At 69.6% G+C, this 26,014-nt stretch carries 19 protein-coding genes; 5 read left to right on the top strand and 14 right to left on the bottom strand.

Annotated features, from left to right (window positions below):
* Position 1: 1 nt before the first annotated feature.
* The 10 genes from ACZ4Z2_RS10870 to ACZ4Z2_RS10825 form a co-directional block, all read right to left on the bottom strand.
* The gene (locus ACZ4Z2_RS10870) at positions 2–1,006 is read right to left on the bottom strand and encodes an ABC transporter permease (RefSeq protein WP_468074511.1); all 1,005 of its coding nucleotides are present in this window, start codon (positions 1,004–1,006) and stop codon (positions 2–4) included.
* Entirely contained in the window at positions 999–1,922 is a 924-nt protein-coding gene (locus tag ACZ4Z2_RS10865; RefSeq protein ID WP_468074510.1) for an ABC transporter permease, read from the bottom strand. The genes ACZ4Z2_RS10870 and ACZ4Z2_RS10865 overlap by 8 nt, the downstream gene beginning before the upstream one ends.
* A 49-nt stretch (positions 1,923–1,971) precedes the next feature.
* Positions 1,972–3,615: a peptide ABC transporter substrate-binding protein gene (locus ACZ4Z2_RS10860; protein WP_468074508.1), complete on the bottom strand. Its 1,644-nt coding sequence runs from the start codon at positions 3,613–3,615 to the stop codon at positions 1,972–1,974.
* A 212-nt stretch (positions 3,616–3,827) separates the two neighbouring features.
* Positions 3,828–4,961, bottom strand: a complete 1,134-nt coding sequence (locus ACZ4Z2_RS10855) for an ABC transporter ATP-binding protein (protein ID WP_468074506.1) — start codon at positions 4,959–4,961, stop codon at positions 3,828–3,830.
* A 13-nt stretch (positions 4,962–4,974) separates the two neighbouring features.
* Positions 4,975–6,036, bottom strand: a complete 1,062-nt coding sequence (locus tag ACZ4Z2_RS10850; protein WP_468074504.1) for an ABC transporter ATP-binding protein — start codon at positions 6,034–6,036, stop codon at positions 4,975–4,977.
* Between the two features lie 9 nt (positions 6,037–6,045).
* On the bottom strand, positions 6,046–7,026 hold the full coding sequence (locus ACZ4Z2_RS10845) for an ABC transporter permease (RefSeq protein WP_468074502.1): 981 nt from the start codon (positions 7,024–7,026) through the stop codon (positions 6,046–6,048).
* A 92-nt stretch (positions 7,027–7,118) separates the two neighbouring features.
* Positions 7,119–8,927, bottom strand: coding sequence for an ABC transporter substrate-binding protein (locus tag ACZ4Z2_RS10840; protein WP_468074500.1), 1,809 nt, complete (start codon positions 8,925–8,927; stop codon positions 7,119–7,121).
* 112 nt (positions 8,928–9,039) lie between these two features.
* Complete coding sequence (locus ACZ4Z2_RS10835; RefSeq protein ID WP_468074498.1) at positions 9,040–10,077, bottom strand: ABC transporter permease; 1,038 nt, start codon at positions 10,075–10,077, stop codon at positions 9,040–9,042.
* 401 nt (positions 10,078–10,478) lie between these two features.
* Positions 10,479–12,386, bottom strand: coding sequence for a translational GTPase TypA (gene typA, locus ACZ4Z2_RS10830; RefSeq protein ID WP_468074695.1), 1,908 nt, complete (start codon positions 12,384–12,386; stop codon positions 10,479–10,481).
* A 580-nt stretch (positions 12,387–12,966) separates the two neighbouring features.
* Positions 12,967–15,249, bottom strand: a complete 2,283-nt coding sequence (locus ACZ4Z2_RS10825; protein ID WP_468074496.1) for an ABC transporter family substrate-binding protein — start codon at positions 15,247–15,249, stop codon at positions 12,967–12,969.
* Between the two features lie 339 nt (positions 15,250–15,588).
* Between ACZ4Z2_RS10825 and ACZ4Z2_RS10820 the strand changes: the two genes are divergently transcribed.
* The 5 genes from ACZ4Z2_RS10820 (at position 15,589) to ACZ4Z2_RS10800 (ending at position 21,347) form a co-directional block, all read left to right on the top strand.
* Positions 15,589–15,879 (top strand): hypothetical protein, encoded by a 291-nt coding sequence (locus tag ACZ4Z2_RS10820; protein WP_468074494.1) that lies wholly within the window; start codon positions 15,589–15,591, stop codon positions 15,877–15,879.
* Between the two features lie 60 nt (positions 15,880–15,939).
* Entirely contained in the window at positions 15,940–16,776 is an 837-nt protein-coding gene (locus ACZ4Z2_RS10815) for a hypothetical protein (RefSeq protein WP_468074492.1), read from the top strand.
* A 33-nt stretch (positions 16,777–16,809) separates the two neighbouring features.
* A complete protein-coding gene (locus ACZ4Z2_RS10810; protein WP_468074490.1) occupies positions 16,810–18,747 on the top strand; it encodes a fumarate reductase/succinate dehydrogenase flavoprotein subunit in 1,938 nt (645 codons plus the stop codon).
* A 22-nt stretch (positions 18,748–18,769) separates the two neighbouring features.
* A complete protein-coding gene (locus ACZ4Z2_RS10805; protein ID WP_468074488.1) occupies positions 18,770–19,546 on the top strand; it encodes a succinate dehydrogenase/fumarate reductase iron-sulfur subunit in 777 nt (258 codons plus the stop codon).
* 94 nt (positions 19,547–19,640) lie between these two features.
* Positions 19,641–21,347, top strand: a complete 1,707-nt coding sequence (locus tag ACZ4Z2_RS10800; protein ID WP_468074487.1) for a hypothetical protein — start codon at positions 19,641–19,643, stop codon at positions 21,345–21,347.
* Between the two features lie 21 nt (positions 21,348–21,368).
* Here ACZ4Z2_RS10800 and ACZ4Z2_RS10795 read toward each other — a convergent pair whose 3' ends face one another.
* The 4 genes from ACZ4Z2_RS10795 to ACZ4Z2_RS10780 all read right to left on the bottom strand — a co-directional run bounded on the left by ACZ4Z2_RS10795 (position 21,369) and on the right by ACZ4Z2_RS10780 (position 25,698).
* Positions 21,369–24,062 carry a SpoIIE family protein phosphatase gene (locus ACZ4Z2_RS10795; protein WP_468074485.1) on the bottom strand — a complete coding sequence of 898 codons (2,694 nt, stop codon included), beginning with the start codon at positions 24,060–24,062 and terminating at the stop codon, positions 21,369–21,371.
* Positions 24,063–24,378: 316 nt separating this feature from the next.
* Complete coding sequence (locus ACZ4Z2_RS10790) at positions 24,379–24,786, bottom strand: ATP-binding protein (RefSeq protein WP_468074483.1); 408 nt, start codon at positions 24,784–24,786, stop codon at positions 24,379–24,381.
* A gap of 266 nt (positions 24,787–25,052) precedes the next feature.
* Entirely contained in the window at positions 25,053–25,460 is a 408-nt protein-coding gene (locus ACZ4Z2_RS10785) for a (deoxy)nucleoside triphosphate pyrophosphohydrolase (protein ID WP_468074481.1), read from the bottom strand.
* A 46-nt stretch (positions 25,461–25,506) separates the two neighbouring features.
* A complete protein-coding gene (locus ACZ4Z2_RS10780) occupies positions 25,507–25,698 on the bottom strand; it encodes an SPOR domain-containing protein (RefSeq protein WP_468074479.1) in 192 nt (63 codons plus the stop codon).
* Positions 25,699–26,014 lie beyond the last annotated feature (316 nt).

Here is a 26,014-nt window from a genome sequence, read left to right as displayed (position 1 = left end):
CTCACCTCAGTTTCGGGTCGAGGGCGTCGCGGACCGCGTCGCCGAGCATGATGAACGCCAGGACGGTGATCGCGAGGGCGCCGGAGGGCCACAGCAGGGCGTGCGGGGCGTTGCGGATGTAGGGCGAGGCGGCGGAGATGTCGATGCCCCAGGAGACGCTGGGCGGCTTCAGGCCCACGCCGAGGTAGGACAGCGTGGCCTCCAGGGCGATGTACGTGCCGAGCGCGATGGTGGCGACGACGATGACCGGGGCCACGGCGTTCGGGGCGATGTGCCGCAGCAGCATCCGGGAGTTGGAGGCGCCGAGCGCGCGGGCGGCCTGGACGTAGTCGTTCTGCTTGGCGGTGATGACGGAGCCGCGGGCGATGCGGGAGATCTGCGGCCAGCCCAGCAGCACCATGAACCCGATCACCGGCCAGACGCTGTTGCTGGTCACCACCGACAGCAGCACCAGACCGCCCAGCACCACCGGGATCGCGAAGAAGACGTCGGTGATCCGGGACAGGAACGAGTCGGAGATCCCGCCGAAGAAGCCGGCGAGCCCGCCGAGCACCGACCCGAGGAGCGCGACCCCGAGCGTGGCGCAGACGCCGACGGCGATGGAGATCCGCGCCCCGTACACGGTCCGCGTGTACACGTCGCAGCCCTGGCCGTCGAAGCCGAAGGGGTGTCCCGGCTGCGATCCCTCCTGGGCCTTGGAGAGGTCGCACTCGAGGGGGTTGCCGGAGGCGATCAGCGACGGCCACAGGGAGATGACGACCAGGAAGAGGATCACGAGCCCGGAGATGATGAAGACGGGGTTGCGGCGCAGATCCCGCCAGGCGTCCGACCACAGGCTGCGGGGCTTGCCGTCGGAGCCGCCGCCGTCCGGCCCCGGTCTCTTCTCCAAGGTCTCCCCCTCGGTGGTGGCGAGGTCCATCGCGCCGCCCATCCCGGTCGCGGCGATCGCTCCGTCCTCGGCGGCGCGGTCCCCGCCGGTCACATGCGGCCGCTGTCGCTCAGGCATAGCGGATCCTCGGGTCGAGTACGGCGTAGAGGAGGTCGACGAGCAGGTTGGCGAGGAGGAACACCAGGACGAGGACGGTCACGAAGCCGACGACGGTCTGGGTGTTCTGGCGGAGGATGCCCTGGTAGAGCTGGTAGCCGACGCCGTGGATGTTGAAGATCCGCTCGGTGACGATGGCGCCGCCCATCAGGGCGCCGATGTCCGTGCCGATGAAGGTGACCACCGGGATCAGGGAGTTGCGCAGCAGGTGCTTGCGGATCACCCGGTGCCGGGGCAGGCCCTTGGCGACGGCCGTGCGGACGTAGTCGCCGCGGGCGTTCTCCGCGATCGAGGTACGGGTCAGCCGGGTGACGTAGGCGAGGGAGACGGAGGCGAGGACGAGTCCGGGGACGATCAGCTCGTCGAAGGGGGCCTCGGAGGAGACCGACGGGCGGATCCAGCCCCACTCCACACCGAGCAGCAGCTGGAGCAGCAGACCGGTGACGAAGGTGGGGATCGAGATGACGACCAGGGTGGTCAGCAGGACACCGGTGTCGATGGGCCGGCCGCGCCGCAGGCCGGTGACGACGCCGAGCGTGATGCCGATGACGATCTCGAAGAGGATCGCGACGATCGTCAGCCGGATGGTGACCGGGAAGGCGGAGGCCATCAGCTCGGTGACCTCCTGCCCGTTGAAGGCGGTGCCGAAGTCGCCGGTGAAGACATTGCCCATGTAGGTCAGGTATTGCTGCCACACGGGCTTGTCGAGGCCGAACTCCCTCCGGAGCTGGGCGGCCGTGGCCGGGTCGCACTCCCGGTCGCCGCACAGGCCCGCGATGGGGTCGCCCATCACGTTCACCATCAGGAAGATCAGGAGGGTGGCGCCCACGAAGACCGGGATCATCTGCAGCAGGCGCCGGATCACATACCGTCCCATGCGGACTCCGGGGGTAGTGGGCGGGCGCCGGGGCGCCCGCCCGGACGGCTCAGCCGACCTTGATCTGGTCGTAGACCGGCACGCTGAAGGGGTTCAGGGAGACGTTGGACAGCCGCTCCGAGTAGCCGGCGCTGCCGTTCTGGTACCAGAGCGGGATGGCGGCCATGTTGTCCCGGACGACCTCCTCGGCCTGCTGGAACTTCTCCACGGCCTTCGCGGAGTCCTCCTCGGCGTTGGCCTCGTCGACGAGCTTGTCGAAGTCGGCGTTCGACCACTTGCCGTCGTTGGAGGAGGCGTTGGTGTAGTACAGCGGCTGGAGGAAGTTCTGGATGAGCGGGTAGTCCATCTGCCAGCCCGCGCGGAAGGGGCCGCTCATCTTCCGCTGGGTGATCTGGTTGCGGTAGTCGGCGAAGGTGCCGACGGGGTTGCCCACGCACGCCTTGTCGTTGTCGAGGGCGTTGTTGATGGAGTTGCAGACGGCGTCGACCCACTGCTTGTGGGAGCCGGTGTCCGCGTTGTACGTGATCTTGACCTGCCCGCCGGGGAGGCCGCCGCCCTCCTTGATCAGCTGCTTGGCCGCGTCCGCGTCGTACTGGCAGGCGTCGCCGCACAGCCCGTCCTTGAAGCCGCCCTCCTCGCCGAGCACGGGTGAGGTCCAGTCGGTGGCGGGGGTGCGGGTCTTCTGGAAGATGGTGTCGGTGATCTGCTCCCGGTTGATCGCGCGGGACAGGCCCTCGCGGACCTTCTCCATGCCGGGCTTGTTCCACGCCTTGTCGTAGAACGGGAAGGACAGGGTCTGGATGATGCCGGCCGGGGTGTTGATGTACCGGTCGCCGAGGTCGGCCTGGACGTTCTTCAGCTGGGCGGCGGGCACGTCGTCGACGAGGTCGAGGTTGCCGGCCATCAGGTCGGTGTAGGCGGTGTTGTTGTCCGTGTACACCTTCAGGTCGACGCCGCCGTTCTGGGCCTTGTCCTGCCCCGGGTAGTCGTCCCACTTGCGCAGGGAGAGCTGCGAGCCCTTGGTGTAGGAGTCGACGGTGTACGGGCCGTTGCCGACGGGCTTGCTCAGCCAGGCGTCGTGGTCGGTGAAGAACGACTGGGGCAGCGGGACGTAGGCGTTGTAGCCGAGGGTGTCGGGGAACGTCGAGAACTTCTGCGTCAGCGCGACGGTGAAGGTCTTGTCGTCGACGACCTTCAGCCCGGAGAGGGTGTCGGCGGTCTGCTTGCTGCCGTCGTCCGGGTGGGTCTTGTCGTAGCCCTGGATGTACTCGAAGAAGTAGGCGTTCTTCTGGTTGTTCTTCAGGCTGGCCCCGTAGTTCCACGCGTCCACGAAGGACTTGGCGGTGACCTTCTCGCCGTTGCTGAAGGTCCAGCCGTCCTTGATGGTGATCGTGAAGTTCTGCGAGTCCGACGTCTCGATCTTCTCGGCGAGCATGTCCTCGGCCTCGCCGCTCTTCGGGTCGTACTGCTTCAGCCCCCGGAAGATCATCGAGAGCACCTTGCCGCCCTGCACCTCGTTGGTGTTGGCCGGCTCCAGCGGGTTCTGCGGATCACCCCAGGAGGAGCTGAGCACCGCGCCGCTGTCCCCGCTGCCGCCGCTGCCGCCGCCGTCGTCCCCACCGCCGCAGCCGGTCGCGGCGAGCGCCACCGCGACCGCGCCCGCGGCCCATCTGGCATGCGTGGCTCCGCGCATCGAGTGCCTCCTCGTGAGTGGTCCCGTTACGGGCCAATATCGGCGGAGAGCACACAGGGCGCACGTCTGCGGGGGCCGTACGAGGAGGGGGCGCCCTCACGTCCCCGCGCCCTCACGTCCCCAACGATGAGGGGCTGGTGGTGAGGATCGTCGATCCTCACCACCAGCCCCTCACCCCGGTCACTCGACAGGAGCCGGTCCGGCGCCTCGCGTCAGTCCTTCGTGACGTGGCCGGTCTCGGCACCCTCCTCCAGCGCCTTCAGCGCCGGATCGAGCACGACGTCCTCGGCGCGGGCCTCCGTCGTCGGCTCCTCCGGGAAGTGGCAGGCGGTCAGATGGCCGTCACGGTTCCCGGAGAGCTGCACCAGAGGCGGCTCCTCCGTGGCGCACTTGTCCTGCGCCTTCCAGCACCGCGTACGGAAACGGCAACCGGACGGCGGCGAGATCGGCGAGGGAACGTCGCCGTAGAGGCGGATCCGCTCCTTGGCGTTCGCGTCGCTCTCCACCGTGACCTCGGGCACCGCCGAGAGCAGGGCGTGGGTGTAGGGGTGCCGGGGCCGGTTGTAGATCGAGTCGCGGTCGCCGACCTCGACCACCTTGCCCAGGTACATCACAGCGACACGCTGCGAGAAGTGCCGCACGATGGCCAGGTCGTGGGCGATGAACACGAAGGCGATGCCCAGCTCCTGCTGCACCTTCTGCAGCAGGTTCACCACCTGCGCCTGGATGGACACATCCAGCGCCGAGACCGGCTCGTCGGCGACGATCAGCTTCGGGTTCAGCGCGAGGGCCCGGGCCACGCCGATACGCTGCCGCTGGCCGCCGGAGAACTCGTGCGGGAAGCGGTTGTAGTGCTCCGGGTTGAGGCCCACGAGCTCCAGCAGCTCACGGACCTTCTTCTCCCGACCGCCCGCCGGCTCGATCCCGTTGACCTCCATCGGCGCCTTGATGATCGTGCCGACCGTCTGGCGCGGGTTGAGGGAGGAGTACGGGTCCTGGAAGATCATTTGGATCTCGGACCGTACCGGGGCGAGCTGCTTGCGCGAGGCGTGCGTGATGTCCTGGCCGGCGTAGGTGACGGAACCTCCGGTGGGCTCCAGCAGACGCGTGATGAGCCGGCCGGTGGTCGACTTGCCGCAGCCGGACTCGCCGACGAGGCCGACGCTTTCGCCGACACCGACGGTCAGATCGACACCGTCGACCGCCTGGACTGCGCCGACCTTCCGTTTGATGGGGAACCCACCGTAGATCGGGAAGTGCTTGGTCAGGCCCTTGACCTCGAGGAGAGTCTCCCTGGCGGTGTCGACAGGGCCCTGCTGTGCGGGGAGGGTGAGGTTGTCGCTCATGTCTCGGTTCTCCCTAGCGCAGCCTGGGCTGGATCTGGTCGATGAAGATGGTCTGCTTCTGCTCGGCCGTCAGGTGGCAGGCGGCGGCCCGGCCGTCGGCGAGCGGCGGCCGCGCGTCGGTGCAGAGGGTGCCCGGCACCTCGCTCTTGAAGGCGCAGCGCGGGTTGAAGGGGCAGCCCGAGGGCGGGTTGAGCAGCGACGGCGGGCTGCCCGGGATGGGCGTCAGCGCCTGGTGGATGTCGCTGTCCAGCCGGGGCATCGAGCTGAGCAGGCCCCAAGTGTACGGGTGCCGCGGATCGCCGAGCACCTCCTTCACACTGCCGCGCTCCACGGCCCGGCCCGCGTACATCACCAGCAGATCGTCGGCCATCTGCGAGATGACACCGAGGTCGTGGGTGATGAAGATGATCGCGGAACCGAACTCCTGCTGAAGGTCCTTCAGCAGGTCGAGGATCTGCGCCTGGACCGTCACGTCCAGCGCGGTGGTCGGTTCGTCGGCGATCAGCAGGTCGGGGTCGCACATCAGCGCCATGGCGATCATCGCGCGCTGGCGCATACCGCCGGAGAACTGGTGCGGGTAGTCGTCGAAGCGCACCTTGGGCTGCGGGATACCGACCTTCTCCAGCATCTGGACGGCCCGGTCCCGTGCCTCCTTCTTGGAGGCTCCCGTGTGCTTCATGTACGGCTCGGACAGCTGCCGGCCCACCGTGTAGTACGGCGAGAGCGCCGTCAGCGGGTCCTGGAAGATCATCGCCATCTTGTTGCCGCGGAGCTTCTCCAGCTCGTTCTCGCGGGCGGTGACGAGCTCCTGGCCCTCCAGCAGGATCTCACCGTCGATCGTGGCGAACTGCGGGTTGTGCAGACCGAGGATGGTCAGGTTCGTCACCGATTTGCCGGAACCCGACTCACCGACGATGCCGAGGGTCTTCCCCCGCTCCAGATCGAAGCTGAGCCCGTCGACGGCCTTGACGATGCCGTCCTCTGTCTTGAACTGGACCCGCAGGTCGCGCACGGAGAGAAAGGCCCCGGCGTCGGCCGAGGAGGGAGCCCCCGATTCCTTGGTCAGAGTGGTCACAGAAAGCTCCTAGGACAGCCGCACGCGCGGGTCGATGAAGGCGTAGCACGCATCGACGATGATGTTGAACAGAAGGATCATGGCGGCCGAGAACAGCATCACACCGAGCAGCAGGGGCAGGTCGCTGAAGTTCACCGACTCCACCGCCAGCATGCCGAGGCCCGGCAGACCGAAGGTGAACTCGGTGATGATCGCGCCGCCCAGCAGTGCGGCGATGTCGATACCGAAGATCGTCACGATCGGGATGAGGGAACCGCGCCAGGCGTAGCGGAAGAAGACGTAGCCCCGGGACATGCCCTTGGCGCGGGCCGTCCGCACGTGCTCCTCCTGCAGCTGTTCGATCATCGACGAGCGCGCCATACGAGTGTACTGAGCGGCGAAGATCGTCGAGAGCACGGCCCAGGGGAGGATGAGACCGGTGAACCAGGCGACGGGGTTGTCGGTGAAGTTCGTGTACTTCGGCTGGTCGATCAGGTGCATCTGGAAGACGAGGATGGCCATGGCGAGCGGGCCGAGGAAGTAGATCTGCATGGAGCTCAGCACCATCGACCCCGCGGTGAACGCCTTGTCGAGGAACGTACCCCGCTTCCAGGCAGCGATCAGGCCCGCGCCGAGGCCGACCAGCAGGAAGAGGACGGCGGCACCGACGGCCAGCGAGACCGTGGTCGGCAGACGGTCGATGAGGGTCGACCAGACGTTCTCGTTGGTGTGGTACGAGTAGCCGAAGCAGGGTGCGGGGCAGGGGCCCTGCGAGAAGTCGTCGCGGCCCATGACCAGGCCGCTGAGGAAGATCCAGAACTGCTCGGGGATCGACTTGTCGATGCCGAGGGTCTGGTGGATGTTGGCCAGCGCGTCCGGAGTGCAGGTCTTGCCGCACATCAGCAGCGCCGGATCACGTGGCATGCCGAAGAAGAGCAGGAACGCGACCACGGTCAGGAGGACCAGGATCACGGCGGCGCCGAGAGTCCGGCGGAGGATGAAGCGCAGCATCAGAAAGCAGCTTTCGGGCGTGGGAAGGCTGTGCGGGCCGGGGCGCCCCGTCGCGGGACGGGGCGCCCTTCAGCACCGGAGGGTGGGAGGTGTTACTTCACGAACAGCCTGCGCGGGTCGACGGCGCCGAGGACGTCGTCGTACACGAGGCCACCGATCTTCGAACCGGCGATCTGGGTCTGCTTGTAGTACGCCGTCGGGACGTTGGAGACCACGTCCTTCACGATGTACTCGTTGACCTTGTTCCACTCCTCAGCAGCCTTGACCGGGTCCGTGATCTTGTTGATCCGGTCGATGTCCGCGTTGACCTTCTTGTCGTTGATGTGCGAGTAGTTCGAGGCGCCGTCCTGGATCTGCCGGCCGTCGTACAGCGGCGGGATCACGGTCGAGGCGCTCGGCCAGTCGGCACCCCACGCGGTGTGGAAGATGTCGTAGTTGTTCTTGACCTTGCTGACCTGGTCGTAGTACGTCTCGGCCGGGATCTCCTGGCGCTGGACGTCGAACCCGGCCTTCTTCAGACCGGCCGCCATGGCGGTCGAGTACTGCTGACCCTCAGGGGTGTTGATGTAGCCGAAGGTGAGCTTCAGGTTCTCCTTGCCGGCTTCCTTCAGCAGCTGCCTGGCCTTCTCCGGGTCACCGGCCGGCTTCTTCTTCTTGCCGAACGGGTCGAAGTTGGCGTTGTAGCCGGAGACGGTCGGGCTGATCAGACCGCCGGCGACCTCCATGGCCTGCGCACCACCGTAGGCGCGGACGAAGGGCGTGATGGGCAGCGCGTACGCGATGGCCTCACGGACCTTCTTGTCCTGCATCGCCTTCTGGGACAGGTTGATGTTCATCTGGCCCACGTACGGCTGGTAGCCGGAGACCACGCGGCTCTTCAGCGAGGAGTCGGACAGCACCTTGGACAGGTTGCCCGCGTCGACCTGGTTGTTGAAGCTGATCGACGTCGCGTTCTCGCCCGAGTCGTCGAGCAGCGCCTTGGTGGAGTCCTCGTACTGCTTGTTGAAGACGAAGTTGAACTGGTCGACGTACTGGTGACGGATCGGGTCCGTCTTCGGGTCCCAGTTCTCGTTCTTGACCAGCGTCATGGACTTGCCGGACTTGAAGTCCTTGATCTTGTACGGGCCGGCCGTCATCGGGGCCTTGTCGTACTTCTGCTTCGTGTCCTTCTTCTCGGACACGATGCCGTAGCCCGCCATGGCGAGGGCGTAGGGCAGGTCCGGCTTCGCCTCCTTGAACTTGAAGACGATGGTCTTGTCGTCCGGCGTCTCAAGGATGCTGTCCGGCAGGTGCTTGCCCTTGTACGGGCCGTCCTTCAGGAGCTTGCGGTACGCCGCACCCGGGGTGTTGGCGAGCCACTGCTGGATGTAGGTCGGGCCGTTGGTGACGAACGGGGCGAAGAGCCGCTCGAAGGTGTGGCGCACGTCCTTCGACGTTATCTCGGAGCCGTCGGCCCACTTGACGCCGTCCTTGAGCGTGAACTTCCAGGTCTTGCCGCCGTCGGTGGTCGTACCGCTGTCGGTGGCCAGGTCGCCGACGACCTCGTGCTTCGAGCCGTCGTCGCTGGTCGCCTTGTAGCCGGTGAGACCGCGGTGGAGGATCGAGGACAGCGAGCCCTCGTCGGAAACGTAGATCTGGGCCGGGTCGAGGTGGGCGTAGCTGTCCCTCTGAAGGACCGTCACCGTCCCGCCGGGCTTGGCACCAGGCACGTCGGCGGCCGGGCCCATCGAGGCCTTGGCGTCGCCGAAGTCGATGCTGGACTGCTGGCGCTCGGCGTTCTCCTTGTCCTTGTTGTTGCTGGTGCCTTCCTTGCTGCCGCCTTCGCTGCAACCCGTGAGCGCAAGGGCTCCGGCCGCGAGCAAGGAGATGGCGGCGTACGCGTGGCGTCCACCCTTACCCATCACTTGGTTCCCACCCATCTATCTGTCACAAGTGCGATGAAATGAAGTGCCAGCCGATACCGCGACGCTGCCGCCCCGGCTGGTTCGGGCGAGGATGCCCATTCAGTCCCGGTCAGCGAGCCGTCTTCGGGTCGAAGGCGTCACGGACCGAGTCCCCGAGCAGGTTGAACGCCACGATGAAGATGATCATGGAGATACCCGGGAAGAACATGTAGGTGATGTCGTTCTGCATCACGAGTTCGGTCGACGCCTTGGAGAACATCTGTCCCCAGTCCGGCGTCGGCTCGACGATCCCCACACCGAGGAACGAAAGACCTGCTTCCGCCGTGACGAAGGCGGGAAGCATGTACGTCGACTGCACCAGGATCGGCGTGACGACGTTGGGGAGGATCTCCTTGCGGATGATCCGCCAGGGGGACGCCCCGCTCACCTTGGCCGCTTCGATGAACTCGCGCCCGGCGAGAGAGAGCGTGGTGCCGCGCAGGATACGGGCAAGACTCATCCAACCGAGGAACCACTGCACCGCGATCAACGCGACCACCCGGACGTAGACCGGCGTCTCGTCCTTGGGGTCCACGAAGAGCGAGACCACGACCGGCATGCTCGCGATGAAGAAGAGCTGCGACGGGAAGGCGAGCAGGAAGTCGACGACCCGGCTGATGGCGAAGTCGACCTTACCGCCGAGGTAACCCGCGGCGACGCCCAGGAGGACGCCGGTGAGCACGGTGGCGATGGTGACCGCGAGGGAGATGCCGAGCGAGTTCCTGATGCCGTAGAGCAGCTTGGTGAAGACGTCGTAGCCGTTGCCCGGCTCCAGGCCGAACCAGAACTCGCCGCTGATGCCGCCGTTGGGCTGAAGCGGAACGCCCGCGCTGTCGAAGAGCTCGGGGCGCTCGTCGGCGTAGACCGTGTACGGGTCCTTGCCGTAGAGCTTCGAGATGACCGGCGCGAGCAGGCCGATCACGATGAAGAAGAGGACGATGCAGGCGGATGTCACTCCTGCGCGGTCCCGCTTGAAGCGGATCCACATCAGCTGGCCGGGGGAGCGACCGACGAGTTCCTTGACCTGGACGGTCTCGGTCGTCGCCGCCAGTTCGGGGTCCAAAGCGACCGCGGGCCCGGAGCCCTCGGCCTTGGTTGGACTGGTCATGTGTGTTCTTCCCCCGGGGGGTTGGAGAGTTGAGCGCAGCACAGATCCGACTACCGGCGGGTTCTGCGTTTTGGGGGAACTTTCGCCAAGTGAGTCAACGCGCGTCAAGGGCGGAAGACATAGGGATCTCCCTACCGTCCATATTTTGAGCAAAAATTGCAAAGATTGACACCTGGTCGCGCTTGACAGGTGAGACGAGAAACCGGCGAACCGGACATTCGGTGAAGGATTTTTGTTTACATGTCCGAAACTTGATCGCTGGAACACCGATATGCGAACAGTGCTTCACGGCACACAGACAGCCTGGGCGCCACCGGTTTTCCCCGGATGCGGGCACACCTCGGGCCCGGCCCGCCGCTGTGCGGTGGACCGGGGCCTCGGGGACCGCGGGTGACGGTCTGTCAGCCGTGCTTGGCGCGGCTGGCGGCGCGGGCGCGCTCGCGGGCGTCCAGGTTGACCTTGCGGATGCGCACGGCCTCCGGGGTCACCTCGACGCACTCGTCGTCCCGGCAGAACTCCAGGGACTGCTCCAGCGAGAGCTTGCGGGGCGGGACGATGGACTCGGCGACGTCAGCGGTCGAGGACCGCATGTTCGTCAGCTTCTTCTCCTTGGTGATGTTGACGTCCATGTCGTCGGCGCGGGAGTTCTCACCGACGATCATGCCCTCGTACACCTCGGTGCCGGGCTCCACGAAGAGCACACCGCGCTCCTGAAGGTTCGTCATCGCGAACGCGGTGACGGCACCGGAGCGGTCCGCGACGAGCGAGCCGTTGTTGCGGGTCTGCAGGGTGCCGAACCAGGGCTCGAAGCCCTCGTGGATGGAGTGCCCGATGCCCGTGCCGCGGGTCTGCGTGAGGAACTCGGTACGGAAGCCGATGAGACCGCGCGAGGGCACCACGAACTCCATGCGGACCCAGCCCGAGCCGTGGTTGGACATGTTGTCCATCCGGCCCTTGCGGACGCCCATGAGCTGCGTGACGGCACCCATGTGCTCCTCGGGCACGTCGATCGTCATGCGCTCGACCGGCTCGTACGTCTTGCCGTCGATCTCCTTGGTGACCACCTGCGGCTTGCCGATGGTCAGCTCGAAACCCTCGCGGCGCATCTGCTCGACCAGGATGGCCAGCGCCAGCTCACCGCGGCCCTGCACCTCCCAGGCGTCGGGGCGCTCGGTGTCCAGCACGCGCAGCGAGACGTTACCGATCAGCTCGCGGTCGAGGCGGTCCTTGACCTGGCGGGCGGTGACCTTGCGGTCCTTCACGGCCGCCTTGGCGTCCGCGCCCTTGCCGGTGCCGCCGCGGCCGACCAGCGGGGAGGTGTTGGTGCCGATGACCATGGAGATCGCGGGCTCGTCGACCGTGATGAGCGGCAGCGCGACCGGGTTCTCCACGTCGGCCAGCGTCTCGCCGATCATGATGTCGGGGATACCGGCGACGGCGCAGATGTCACCGGGGCCCGCCTTCTCGGCCGGCTTGCGGGTGAGCGCCTCGGTCATCATCAGCTCGGAGATGCGCACGTTGGTGACGGAGCCGTCGCGCTTCATCCAGGCGACGGTCTGCCCCTTCTTCAGCTCGCCCTGGTGGACGCGGAGCAGCGCGATACGGCCGAGGAAGTTGTCGGCGTCGAGGTTGGTGACGTGGGCCTGGAGCGGGGCGGCGTCGTCGAACGTCGGCGCGGGGATGTGCTCCAGGATCGTCGAGAAGAACGGCTCCAGGCTGGTGGAGTCGCTCGGGACGGTGCCGTCGGCGGGCTTGGTCAGCGAGGCGACGCCGTCACGGCCGCAGGCGTAGACGATCGGGAACTCGATCTGGTCCTCGTCGGCGTCCAGGTCCAGGAACAGGTCGTAGGTCTCGTTGACGACCTCGTCGATCCGGGAGTCCGGGCGGTCCGTCTTGTTGATGCACAGGATGATCGGCAGCCGCTGCTGGAGCGCCTTGCGCAGCACGAAGCGGGTCTGCGGCAGCGGGCCCTCGGAGGCGTCGACGAGCAGCACGACACCGTCGACCATCGACAGACCGCGCTCGACCTCGCCGCCGAAGTCGGCGTGGCCGGGGGTGTCGATGATGTTGATCGTGATGGGCTCCCCGCCGTCCTTCGGGTGGTACTTGACCGCCGTGTTCTTGGCGAGGATCGTGATGCCCTTCTCACGCTCCAGGTCGTTCGAGTCCATCATGCGGTCGTCGACGGAGTCGAGCTGGTGCGCGGCGAAGGCACCGGCCTGCTTCAGCATGCCGTCGACGATGGTCGTCTTGCCGTGGTCGACGTGGGCGACGATGGCGACATTGCGGATGTCGTGACGTGTGGTCACAGCCATATTGCGGCGTTCTCCCGGAGAGTGAGGACGGCCCTGCTGCGTACGTCTGTGTTACGCGGGCCCTGCCGGGCTGGACACGCCACGGCCTCACCCCATGGTACGGGCCCGCGACGGCAGGGGCTGCCCGGGCCGTGCGGCCCCCGCTCCACCCCAGCTCAGACGCCCTTGACGGCGGGAGAACCCACCGGACACCGCCTCTAGGCGGCCGACCCCGCCCCCCCCGTCCGGGGTCGGCGCCCCGGTCTCGGACGGGCCGGCGAGCGGCTCCTCGACCTTCAGCCGCGTGCCCCGGCGCCCGATCACGCCGGCCTCGGTGGTTCACGCCGGGGTGCCAGTGACCGCTGCCGGACACCGGACCCGGTGCAGGTGCCGTCGACGCCGACGGAGGCCCCGTGTGTCCGGGCCTGCGGCATCGTCGGGGCCGCTGGTGCGGGCCGGCGCGCCGGCAGTCAGGAGCAGCGCGGGCACGCCCATCCGCCCGGAGCCTCTGTGCCGAACCCCACATCGTCCCCCCATACGCCGACCGCCGCCCCCGGGCGTGCGGGGCGGCGGCCGGAGCGCGGAGGAACGGTGATCATCTGTTCGCGGGGCTCGTCGCCGACGCCCCCTTCTCCAGGAAGCCCATGTCCTCGTAGACGGGGGTCTGGAAGCCGAAGGCGCCGGCGTTCGCCAGGTGGGGGCGGGCGGCGTAGAGCTGGGGCCGCTGGTAGAGGGGGATCGAGCCGGCCGCGGCCCAGATGCGGGCGTCGGCCTTGCGGATCAGGGAGCGCGTCTCGGACTCGTCGAGGGTGGAGATCGCCTGGTCGAAGAGCTGGTCGACCTGGTTGGTGCCGACGCGGGTGTAGTTCTGCTCGACGCTCAGGGAACCGTCGGCCGCGGGGACCGGCTTGGCGTAGATCGGGCGGGCGTCGGTGGCGGGGAACGCGGAGGTGGGCCACGAGTACAGGGCGAGGTCGTACTGCCCGTTCGCGATGTGGTCCTTGAAGTAGCTCTGGTCGGACACCTTGGAGATCTGCGTGCGGATGCCGACCTCCTCCAGCATCACCGCGATCCGTTCGCCGACGGTCCGCAGCGACTCGGTGCCCGGTCCCGACGGCAGGACGAAGCGGAGGGTGAGCGGCTTGCCGTTCTTGGCGAGCGGTGCCCGCGCGGCGTCGGCGGGCGCGCGCGTGCCGCGCGGCGCGTAGGCGCCGGGGGCGTTCTGCCTGCCGTCCTGGGCGAGGTGGCTGTCGTCGTCGGTCTCGTACGGCTTGTTGTCGTCGCCGACGACGTACGTGTCCTCGTCGCCGGTCTTCTTCTCGGACTTCTTGTCGGACTTCTTCTCCTTCTTCTTCTCGGGCTTCTCCTCGTTCGACCCGGCGGCCTTCTCGCCCTCCGCCCCGGCGGCCTTCTCCGTCTCCCGGAGCGGGCCGCCCTCCTCCCAGCCGGCGTCGGCGAGGAGGGCGCGGGCCTCCGCGATGTCCTGGCCGCCGAGGGCGCCGCTGCTGTCGGCGTAGGCGGCCTGGCCGGAGAGGGCGAGGTGGCTGCCGACCGGGACGGCGGGCAGGCCCAGGGGCTTCAGGACGAGGGCGGCGAGCTCCTCGCGGTCGAGCGCGCGGGCCACGGCGCGGCGGACGCGCTCGTCGGCGAGGGGGCCGTCGGCGCCGTTGAGGGCGAGCTGGGTGAAGGCCGGTTCGAGGGAGCGGCGCACCTCGAAGCCGCTCAGGGCGGACTGCTGCGCGGTGTACTCGGCGAGCGCCGCGCGCCGCTTCTTACGGGCGCGGGTCTCCTTGCCGGCGGCCTTCTCGTCGGAGCCGTGGGCGACCGCCCAGGACCGCAGCGCCTTCGCGGCCGTCAGCTCGGTACCGGGCCCTTGGGCGAGGATGCCGCCGGACCCGGCGAGGGGCCCGCCGAGGCCCTGCGCGCCCCGGGCGTCCGACGAGCCGTGCGGGGCGGCGGAACCCCCGGGCCCCGCGGAGCCCTCGGGGCCGCGGGCCTGCTCGGCGGCCAGCATGACCCGCTCCGCCTGGGAGGAGTCGACCTCGGCGATGTCCACCTGGTCCTTGGCGAGCGCCTCGGCCCGCTTGTCGCGCGGTACGGCGCGCAGCACCAGCTCCGACAGCTTGGCCTGGCGGCCCCACCAGCGGGGGTTGCGGGTGAGGGTGACCTTGCCGCCCTTGCGGTCGACGTCCTTGAGCGCGAAGGGACCGGCGGTGACCTTGAGCTTCTTGCGGGCGCCGTCGTTGAAGGCGTCGGGGGTGCCCGTCACCTGCTTGGGGTAGAGCGGGGAGAACAGCGACTTCCAGTCGGCGTAGGGGCGGGCGAAGGTGACGCGGACCTCCAGGTCGTTGCCGCCGCGTTCGACCTTCTCAATGCGCTCGTACCCGGCGTTCCTGGCGGTCCAGTACGCGGAGTCCTTGCCGGCCAGGGCCCGCCACTGGGCGACGAAGTCGGCGGCGCCGATCTCCCGGCCGTCGCTCCACACCGCCTCCTGGTGGAGCTTGTAGAGCACGACCTGCCGGGGTTCGCGTTCGACGATCTTGGCGGACTCCAGGTAGTCGGAGTCAACCTGGGGCCGCCCGGCGGCGTCGAGGCGGTACATCGACGGCAGGACGGCGTCGGCGATGCGCGCTGTGGTGGGGTCGGCGTCCGCCTGGAACGTGTTGAACGTCTCCGGTACGGCGTCCACGGCCCAGCGCAGGGTGCCGCCGTCGGCGATCCGGTCACGGGCGGCCGGCGCGATGTCGGGGCCGGCGGCCGGCTTGCCCGCGGGGTCCTCCTCGCCGCAGGCGGTGAGCAGGGGCGCCGCGAGCACACCCGCGGTGAGGAAGGCGACCGAGCGCATCACCGCACGCGGTCCGACGCCGTGGTGGGACATCACTGCTACCTCCGGAGGACCGCACCCTCCACCAGGAGGGCGTTATGATCACTTTTGGGTGCATATGGAGCTGATCACATCTACGGCCACACACTGAAGAGGAAGGGGTTCACCGACCGATGGAGACACGGCGACGGGGAGCGAAAAGCCACCCGTGCGGCGGAACGCGCCGTACCTGATCCCCGGCGCACACCGAGCGTGCGGAGGCGTGCACGGGAGGCCCGCAATCCGCCAATCGACGCACATCCCTTCCCAGCGCAACGTGTGACGCGCAACACTCGCAGGCGCATGAACGTTGCCGCCTCGGTCATCGACGATCCGCGGAAGTGAGGGCAAGTCATGTCCGTGCAAGATGAACTGACATCGGTCCAGCGCTGCCTCGACGACCTCTACCGGTCGGTGGGACGCCTGGAACAGCAGATCGGCAGCGGTGGGCTCGACATGCGCCGGGTCCGCGCCGACGCCGATCACCTGCGCGAGAGCGTCGCGCTGCTGCGCGAGGGGGCCGTCGCCCGCTCGTCCGCCAAGCACCCCGAACTCGTCTCCATCCCCGACACGCCGTACGACGACTCGCTGTGGACGGACTCGGACGACGAGGGACTCGGCGCCCGCGACCGCCGCGCCCCCTGACCCCGAGCACCCGGTACACCGAGCGCTCGACTGACGAAAAGAACCGACCGGGAGTCCCCGTTGGCCACTGGTACGGAACCTCCAGGCACAGAAGCCCATCCCCCGCGCGGCGGCGTCCACAGCGGTACGCGCGCCGCGATCACCGCACCACATCTGCGGACCGACCGCTGGTGGCTGGCCCCGGCCGGCACCGCGGCCGGTCTGCTCGCCTTCATCGTGTACTCGACATGGCGGGCCTTCTCGGACGCGCACTACTACGCGGCCCCCTATGTCTCGCCGTTCTACTCCCCCTGTCTGGCGGAGCGCTGCGAGCCGATGCGGGCGGGACCCAACTGGGAGATCTTCGGCAGCTGGTGGGGCATCTCACCGGCGATCATCATCCTGATCTTCCCGCTGGGCTTCCGCCTGACCTGCTACTACTACCGCAAGGCGTACTACCGCGGCTTCTGGGCGTCCCCGCCCGCCTGCGCGGTGGCCGAGCCGCACAAGAAGTACACCGGCGAGACCCGCTTCCCGCTGATCCTGCAGAACATCCACCGGTACTTCTTCTACGCCGCGATCGTCGTCGCCGGGATCCTGACGTACGACACCGTCCTCGCCTTCCGCGACGAACACTACGAGTGGGGCCACATGGGCCTCGGCACGCTCGTCTTCCTGATCAACATCGTGCTGATCTGGGCGTACACGATCTCCTGCCACTCGTGCCGGCACATCGTCGGCGGCAAGCTCAAGCACTTCTCCAAGCATCCCGTGCGCTACCGGATGTGGCAGTGGGTCGGGCGGCTCAACGCCCGCCACATGCAGCTGGCCTGGGCGTCCCTGGTGAGCGTGGCGCTCGCCGACTTCTACGTGTATCTGCTCGCGTCCGGCGCGTTCGACGACCCGACCCTCTTCTGACCGACCCTCTTCTGACGACAAAAGGTGCTTGCGATGTCCGTGGTCGAACGACAGGAGTGGGACGTCGTCGTGGTCGGCGCCGGCGGGGCCGGGCTGCGCGCCGCGATCGAGGCCCGCGAACGGGGCGCCCGTACGGCGGTGATCTGCAAGTCGCTGTTCGGCAAGGCCCACACGGTGATGGCCGAGGGCGGCATCGCCGCCGCGATGGCGAACGTCAACTCCGGTGACAACTGGCAGGTCCACTTCCGCGACACCATGCGCGGCGGGAAGTTCCTCAACCAGTGGCGCATGGCCGAGCTGCACGCCCGCGAGGCCCCGGACCGGGTGTGGGAGCTGGAGACCTGGGGCGCGCTCTTCGACCGTACGAAGGACGGCCGGATCTCGCAGCGCAACTTCGGCGGCCATGAGTACCCGCGGCTCGCGCACGTCGGGGACCGCACGGGACTGGAGCTGATCCGCACGCTCCAGCAGAAGATCGTGGCGCTCCAGCAGGAGGACCACAAGGAGACCGGGGAGTACGAGTCCCGGCTGAAGGTCTTCCAGGAGTGCACGGTCACCCGGGTCCTCAAGGACGGCGGCCGGGTCTCCGGGGTCTTCGCCTACGAGCGCGAGTCGGGCCGCTTCCTCGTCCTCGAAGCGCCTGCCGTCGTCATCGCCACCGGTGGCATCGGCAAGTCCTTCAAGGTGACGTCGAACTCGTGGGAGTACACGGGCGACGGGCACGCGCTGGCGCTGCTCGCGGGGGCACCGCTGCTGAACATGGAGTTCGTGCAGTTCCATCCGACGGGGATGGTCTGGCCGCCGTCGGTGAAGGGCATCCTCGTCACCGAGTCGGTGCGCGGCGACGGCGGGGTCCTGAGGAACTCCGAGGGCAAGCGGTTCATGTTCGACTACATCCCGGACGTCTTCAAGGAGAAGTACGCGCAGTCCGAGGAGGAGGGCGACCGCTGGTACGAGGACCCGGACCACAACCGGCGGCCCCCTGAGCTGCTCCCCCGTGACGAGGTGGCCCGCGCCATCAACGCCGAGGTGAAGGCGGGCCGGGGCTCCCCGCACGGCGGGGTGTTCCTGGATGTGTCCACGCGCATGCCGGCCGAGGTGATCCGCCGCCGGCTGCCCTCGATGTACCACCAGTTCAAGGAGCTGGCCGACGTCGACATCACCGCGGAGGCCATGGAGGTCGGCCCCACCTGCCACTACGTGATGGGCGGCGTCGCGGTCGACTCGGACACGGCGGCGGCGCGCGGGGTGCCGGGGCTGTTCGCGGCCGGGGAGGTGGCCGGCGGGATGCACGGCTCCAACCGGCTGGGCGGCAACTCGCTGTCCGACCTGCTGGTGTTCGGCCGCCGGGCCGGGCTGCACGCGGCCGAGTACGCGACGGGCCTCGCCGCGGCGCGGCCCCCGGTGGACGACGACCAGGTCGACGCGGCCGCCGCCGAGGCGCTGCGCCCGTTCTCCGCCGAGGGCGAGGGGCGGGCGGAGGGGCAGCCGCCGGAGAACCCGTACACCCTGCACCAGGAACTCCAGCAGGCCATGAACGACCTGGTCGGCATCATCCGCCGCGAGGGCGAGATGGAGCAGGCACTGGAGAAACTGGCCGACCTCAGGGTGCGGGCGCGCCGGGCCGGGGTCGAGGGGCACCGGCAGTTCAACCCCGGCTGGCACCTCTCCCTGGACCTGCGGAACATGCTGCTGGTCAGTGAGTGCGTGGCGCGGGCCGCGCTGGAGCGCACCGAGTCGCGCGGCGGCCACACCCGCGAGGACCACCCGGCGATGGACCGCGACTGGCGCCGGATCAACCTGCTGTGCCGGCTCACCGACCCGACGGGCGGGCTCGCGGCCACCGATCCCGTCGCGGGCCAGATCTCCCTGACCCGGGAGACCACCGAGCCCATCCGACCGGACCTGCTCGCCCTCTTCGACAAGGAGGAGCTGGTCAAGTACCTCGCCGAAGAGGAGCTGTACGAGTGAGCAGCCACGAGGAGCCACGGTCATGAGCGGCTACACGGCCCACTTCAAGGTGTGGCGGGGCGATGTCGGGGGCGGCGGCCTGGAGGACTTCAAGGTCGAGGTCAACGACGGCGAGGTGGTGCTGGACATCATCCACCGGCTCCAGGCGACCCAGGCCCCGGATCTCGCCGTCCGCTGGAACTGCAAGGCCGGCAAGTGCGGTTCGTGCTCGGCGGAGATCAACGGCCGCCCCCGGCTGATGTGCATGACCCGGATGTCGGTGTTCGAGCGGGACGAGACGATCACGGTCACCCCGCTGCGGGCCTTCCCGGTCGTACGGGATCTCGTCACGGACGTCGGCTTCAACTACCAGAAGGCGAGGGAGGTTCCGGCGTTCGTGCCGCCGGAGGGGCTCGGTCCGGGCGAGTACCGCATGATGCAGGAGGACGTGGACCGGCCGCAGGAGTTCCGCAAGTGCATCGAGTGCTTCCTGTGCCAGGACACCTGCCATGTGGTCCGCGACCACGAGGAGAACAAGCCGGCCTTCGCCGGGCCCCGCTTCCTGATGCGCGTCGCCGAGCTGGACATGCATCCGCTGGACGCGGCCGAGGACACCGGCCTGGACCGCAAGCGCACCGCGCAGGACGAGCACGGTCTCGGCTACTGCAACATCACCAAGTGCTGCACGGAGGTCTGCCCCGAGGGCATCAAGATCACGGACAACGCGCTCATCCCGCTGAAGGAGCGGGCCGTCGACCGCAAGTACGACCCGCTCGTCTGGCTGGGCTCGAAGATCAGGCGGCGCTCGACGGCGGACTGAGGGGGCCGGCAAGGACGCGGCGCGGCAGGGTCCTCGCAGACACCTTCCTCCTTCCCGGTCGCGACCCGGCGGGTCCGGCCATACGCTCCCAAATGTGACGTCGCGTTCGAGGAGGAACCGGTCGCGCGGCGCCACGTCGCACATAGGTGTGCGGGTGGCGCACGCCGCGTTCGGCGGGATGACCGCCCTGGTCTGGCTGCTGCTGGTCCCGTTGACGGACTCGCCGGGCCCGCTGGACCCGGGCCGTCGTGTGCCCGTGGCCGCGGCCCCGGTCCCGGCCGCGGGCGCTTCCGTGGCCGTCGTCGGTGTGGGCGACGCGGCGCCCGGCGACGACGAGAGTTCGGCGACGGATCTGATCCTGCCGATCGCGGTCGCGGGAGTGGTCGTCGGGTTCGCCGCGTACTCACTCGTCCGGCGCAGGCGGCGTGCCGCACTGCGGACGACGCCGACCGGGTCCTTCGAAGAGCACCTCCCCCCGCCGGCCGACCTGCACCAGCGGGGTCGGCGCCTGCTGGTCGAGACCGACGACAGCGTCCGTACCAGCGCGGAGGAGCTTCGTTTCGCGGTGGCCCGGTCGGGCCCCGCGGCGGCCCAGCCGTTCACCGACGCCCTGGAGGACGCGCGCCGCGAGGTCGAGGCGGCCTTCCGGTTGCGCCAGCGGCTGGACGACGACGCCGGCACGCTCCCGCCCGACGAGGAGCGGGCCCTGCTGGAGGAGATCCTCGCCCGCTGCACGATGGCCCAGCGCCGTCTCGACATCGCCGCCCCCGCCTTCGACCAACTCCGCGCCCTGGAACGGGACGCGGTTCCGGCCCTGGAGAGCGCGGAGGCCCGCTTCCGTGAGCTGACCGGCCGTACGGCGACGGCGGCCGCCACCCTCGCCGGGCTCCGCGAGCGGTACGCCCCCGCTGTGGTCCGCCCCGTCACCGGCCACGCCGAACAGGCCGAGGACCGCCTGGTGTTCGCGACGGCCGAGCTGAACCGGGCCCGTCAGTTCACCTACTCGGGTGATCCGCTCACGGCCGCCGTGCACCTGCGGGCCGCCGAGGGCGCCATCGAGCAGGCGGACGTCCTGGTGACGGGGGTGGAGCGGCTGGCGGCCGAGGTGGCGCGGGCCGCCGGGTCCGTGCGGCAGGGGGCGCCGTCCGAGGGCGGCGATGACCCCTTCGCCGCCTTGTGCGACCAGGCCCGCTGGCTGCTCCCGGCCCGCAGCGCGGTGGCCGCCACGGCGGACTACGTCATGACGCATCGCGGCGCGGTGGGAGTGACCGCGAGAACCCGCCTCGCGGAAGCGGAACGCCAGGTGGAACGCGCCGAGGCGGCCGCACTCCGCCCCGGAACCGAGGAAGCGGACCGCGCAGGCGGCCCCGAGGGCAGCGGGGCGGCGGAGGGGCCGGACGGGGCGGAGCGCGCGGGCGGGGCCACCGAGAAGTTCCCTCCGGCCGACGGGACCGACGACACCTTCACCCGCGGTCAGCCGGCACAGGCCGACGAAGCGGTGCACGACGCGGACGCCGTCGGCGAGCCCGCGCGGGCCCACGACGAGACCACCGACCCGGAGAGCGCGCGTCGGGCGCACTCCCTCGCCCGGGAGGCCCGGCGGCTGGCCGAGCAGGACGTACGTGACTACGGCGAGCCGTACGAGGGGCCGGTCGGCGACGGGATGGCCGGGGCGCTGCTGGGCGGCGTCATCCTCGGGGACACCCGGGAGGGCGGCCGGATCACCCCACGGGGCCCGGCCTGCTTCGGCGGCACGACGACCCGCGGCCGCAGGGCGGCGAGACCCGCACAGGACGGCTGAGGGCGACACGGGCGCGCCCCCCTAGAACAGGCTCAGCAGCGCCTCCGCCGGGTCCGTCAGGCCGCCCTCCTCTCCGGGGAGCGGCAGTTCGAACCACACCGTCTTGCCGCGGGGCGTGCGGCGGGAGCCCCACGCGGCCGAGAGCAGGCCGACGAGTTGCAGGCCCCGGCCGCCCTCGTCCGTGTCGCGGGCCCGGCGGCGGCGCGGCTGGACGAGGCCGGCGTCCCAGACCTCGCAGACGAGGGTCCGGTCGAGGAGCAGCCGCAGCCGTATCTCGCCCTCGCCGTAGCGCAGCGCGTTGGTGACCAGCTCGCTGACGAGCAACTCGGCCGTGTCGACCAGGGGTTCCAGATCCCAGCTGAGCAACTGGCCCCGGGCGTACTCCCGGGCGCGGCCCACGCTGCGCGGCTCGCGCGGCAGGGTCCAGTCGCCGACGGAGTCGGACGGCAGCCCCTGGACACGTGCCATCAGAAGCGCGATGTCGTCCTCGCCGTGATGTGTGTCGAGGGTGTTGAGGACGTGGTCGCAGACGTCCTCCAGCGACCGGGGGCTCTCGGAGCGCCCCGCGGTGGGCGGCTGGGCGGGGTCGGTGAGGGCGCCGACGAACGCCTGGAGGCCCTCGTCGAGGGGATGGTCGCGCGATTCGACCAGTCCATCCGTGTAGAGCGCCAGCAGCGCGCCTTCGGGCAGTTCGACCTCGACCTCCTCGAACGGCTCGCCGCCGACACCGAGCGGCATGCCGGGCGGCACGTCGAGCATCAGCGCGCTCTCGCCGGGTTCGACCAGCACGGGCGGCAGATGGCCCGCGTTGGCGAAGGTGCAGCGGCGGGTCACCGAGTCGTAGACGGCGTACACACAGGTCGCCAGGTACACCTCGGAGAGGTCCTTGTCGCGGGGGCGGCTGGCGGCCGTGCGGGACGCGGACTGGACGCCGCCGGGGTTGCCGAGGCCGCGGGCGATCTCGTCGAGGGCGGAGAGGACCTCGGCGGGTTCGAGGTCGAGCAGGGCCAGGGTGCGTACGGCGGTGCGGAGTTCGCCCATGGCGACCGCGGCGCGCAGGCCCCGGCCCATGACGTCGCCGACGACGAGTGCCGTGCGGTGGCCGGGGAGTTCGATGACGTCGAACCAGTCGCCGCCGACCTCGGTCGCCGCGTTGCCCGGCAGATAGCGGCAGGCGATGTCGAGCCCCGATGCCTCGGGGTCGCCCGGCGGCAGCAGGGAGCGCTGCAGGATGAGGGCGCGTTCGTGTTCGCGCCGGTAGAGACGGGCGTTGTCGATGCAGACGGCGGCGCGCGCGGCGAGTTCCACCGCGAGGGCCCGGTCGCGCTCCCCGAACGGCTCGCTGCCCTTGGTGCGGGAGAACTGCACGAGTCCGACGACGGTGTCGTGGGCGACCATCGGCACGGCGAGCGTCGTCCGGATGAGGTTGCCCTCTTCGGGGACCTGCTGGGGGCGGGCGGTGCGCAGGGCGTCCGCGCAGGGCGAGTTGAACGGGTAGTGGTGGACGGCGCCCACCCGCACCGGGGCGGGACCGCCGACGAAGGGCGCGTCGGAGACGGCGCTGGCGAAGGCGACCCGGCGCAGTTCGGCGCTGCCGTCGGCGAGTCCGGGCGGGGTCTCGTCGCCGACGAGGAGGCCCTGGTAGAGGTCGACGGCGGCGAGGTCGCAGAAGTTGGGGACGACCACGTCGAGGAGTTCGCGGGCGGTGGTCTCCAGGTCGAGGGAGTTGCCGATGCGGGACCCGGCCTCGTTCAGGAGGGCGAGATTCCGCCGTGCGGCGGCGGCCTCCCGGGCGGCGGCGCGGCGGGCCGTCACATCGATGCCCAGCCAGGCGATGCCGATGGGGCGGCCGGTGCCGCTGTGCACCCGGTAGAGGTTGACGGACCAGTGGCGGCGTTCCTCGGAGCCGGGCACGAACCCGGAGATGTGCATGTCCGTGATGGAGTCGCCGGTCTCCAGGACCCGGCGCAGGGTCGCCTCGACCCGCTCGGCCTCCGGGGACCGGAGGTAGTCGTGGACGCCCCGGCCGCGGTGGTCGTCGACATGGCCGCCGTAGATGGAGGCGAACCGCTGGTTGGCGCGCCGCACCCGGAGGTCGGTGTCGATGAGCAGAAAGCCGAACGGAGATTGGCCGAATATCGCCTGCGAGGCGGCGAGGTCGGTCTCGATCCGGCGCAGGGTGCGCACATCCACCACGATGCACACGGCGGCCCGTTCGCCGCCCTCGACGGTGGTGGGCATCACATAGACCTCGGCGAGCCCCTCGGTCCCCTCGGGGCCCGGCACCCGGAAGGGCACCACGCCGGTCCACTCCCGGCCGTCGAGGACCTCGGCCATCTTCCGCTGGCCCTCTTCGCGGCGGTCGGGGTCGACGAACGCCTCGATGGGGTCCATGCCCACGGCCCGCGCGGCCGAGATGCCGAACAACTGCTCGGCGCGCAGGCTCCACTGGTCGACGAGGCCGTCCGGGCCGATCGAGAACGAGGCCACCTTGATGTAGTCGTACATCGATCCGGGCGGACTGGTCTGCCACATGGGGTCGCCGGGTCCCTGACCGGCCATGACCCCGGCGGAAGCGCTTCCGCCCTCGCGCGTGACGGCATCGCCGCGTGTGGTGCGGCCCAGGCCGGGATCGTCCGCGGCCTCGGGCCTCCCGCGGTCCGACGGGCCGTTCGGCTCCGTGGACTCCGTGGCCTTCGCTGGTATCTCGCTCACGCGAACCGTCCCCTCCAGCTCACCGCGTCCGGCTTCGGTCACCAGGGGCGGCTGCCCGCAGTATCCAGCACTACGGCGCCGCGCAACACGGTGTTCACGATCACAGCACGGTCCCGATCGTTTTTGGACCGGCTGGGACATACTCCCAAGTCTTCTAACCAGGCGTTGCCCGCTCGAACCAAAGACTCCAGCCAGCGCTACTGGCTTGAACCGATCGGTCGCACGCGCGCCCCGGGGAGCCGCCCCTTGCCCGGTCCGTACGCCGTGGACGCCGGTCGTGCACCAGGACTTTCACCTCGTACGCCCACGGGTCCGGTCAGTCGGGAACCGTCAACTCGAACCAGACTGTCTTGCCCGATTCACCGGGTCGGGTACCCCATGCCCGTGCGGAGCAGGCCACGAGGCGCAGTCCTCGGCCGCTCTCGTCGTCCGCGTCGGCGGCCCGCTCGCGTGGCGGGTCGGGCAGCGGGTCGGAGACCTCGACGAGCAGGGTGCCGGGCGAGCCGCCGGAACGTACGAGCCGTACGCCGATGGGTCCGGTGGCGTGCCGCAGGGCGTTGGTCACCAACTCGCTCACCAGCAGTGCGGCGATATCCCCGACGGAGTCGAGGCCCCAGGCGCGCAGCCGGTCGCGCACCACGGCCCGAGCGGTCCGCACGGCGCCGGCCTCCGCAGGGAAGGTCCACTCGGCGCAGTCGTCTCCGTTGTCGATCACGCCGATCACTTCCCAGTCAGAAGCGGACCCTGTCCGGTTTCATGGGGTTAATGGGCACATACCCGATATCCAACCCCGAGTACCGCGCATGAGGGCGCACTGTGGCACAAACAGCGCAGGGAGCGCATCCCCCCGCACACGACATGCCGGAAAGGGGCGCGCGGACCCGTACGGCGGGCCGCGCCGAAGAAGCATCGAAGGAGGTCTTCGGAACAGGGGCACCCAGAGGCCAGCCCCGAAAGCAGGGCAGTCCGGACACCCCGAAGCGGGGGTACTCAGACGCCGCCGGGACCCCAGGCCAGCCGTACGGTCTCCATCACGGCCGGAACGTCCTGGTCGAGCCAGTCGACGTCCCACACCTCGTCCGCGCTGAGCCAGCGCAGCTCGTCGTGGTCCTCCAGCGGCCGGGGCTCCCCGGAGAGGAGGTGCGCGATCCAGACGCGCAGTACATGGCCCGGGCCCACCGGCCATTCCCCCGGCACCCGCTCGGCGGATTTCGCCTCGACGCCGAGCTCCTCGCGCAGCTCCCGCACGAGGGCCTGCTCGGGGGCCTCGCCTGGCTCCACCTTGCCGCCGGGCAACTCCCAGCGTCCGGCCAGCTCGGGCGGCGCACTGCGTCGCGCGGCGAGCAGCCTGCCTTCCTTCAGCAGGGCGGCACCCACCACGACGATCGGTTCGGTCATGCGCGGGAGCCTACGGGAGCGGGCGGACGCGTCGGACGGGGGTGGATCACTTGCTCCCACTCTGACCGTTCTGCCCGATGCGCTCGACCCAGTAGAGCTGCTTGTGGCCGCGACTGTCGAGGCTGTCCGCGATCTTCTGCGCCTCGGCGCGGGTCGCGTATCTGCCGACGCGGTAGCGATTGCCGTTGTCGTCCTGCCGTATGACGAGCCAGGGGAGAGTGATCGTGCTGTCGTTCATCGACCCCCACCGCTCCTTCCCGCCTCGGCCGATCCGAGTCCCGTCCCCGGATTCCGCCGCGCCCCGCCACCTAAGGAAACCGCAATCCGCATATGCCTGAGCGTACGCCTAACCTTTACGCAGCGAATCCGCCTTTTCACAAAGAGGTACGCAACAAGCCAAGATGAGAGGGGCGCACCCCGCCGAACGCGCCGTCGCTCACCACCCGTGCGCCTTTCCGCGCCTCAACGAGCAGCCCCCCAGCGCCCTTCAGACGCATCGGGACGCCACCGGGAGACAGGACCGCCCGTCAGCAAGAACGACCGAATTCGAACTG

This window comes from Streptomyces sp. NPDC030183 (genome assembly GCF_055573455.1).
This window is presented reverse-complemented; position numbering and strand designations above follow the sequence as displayed.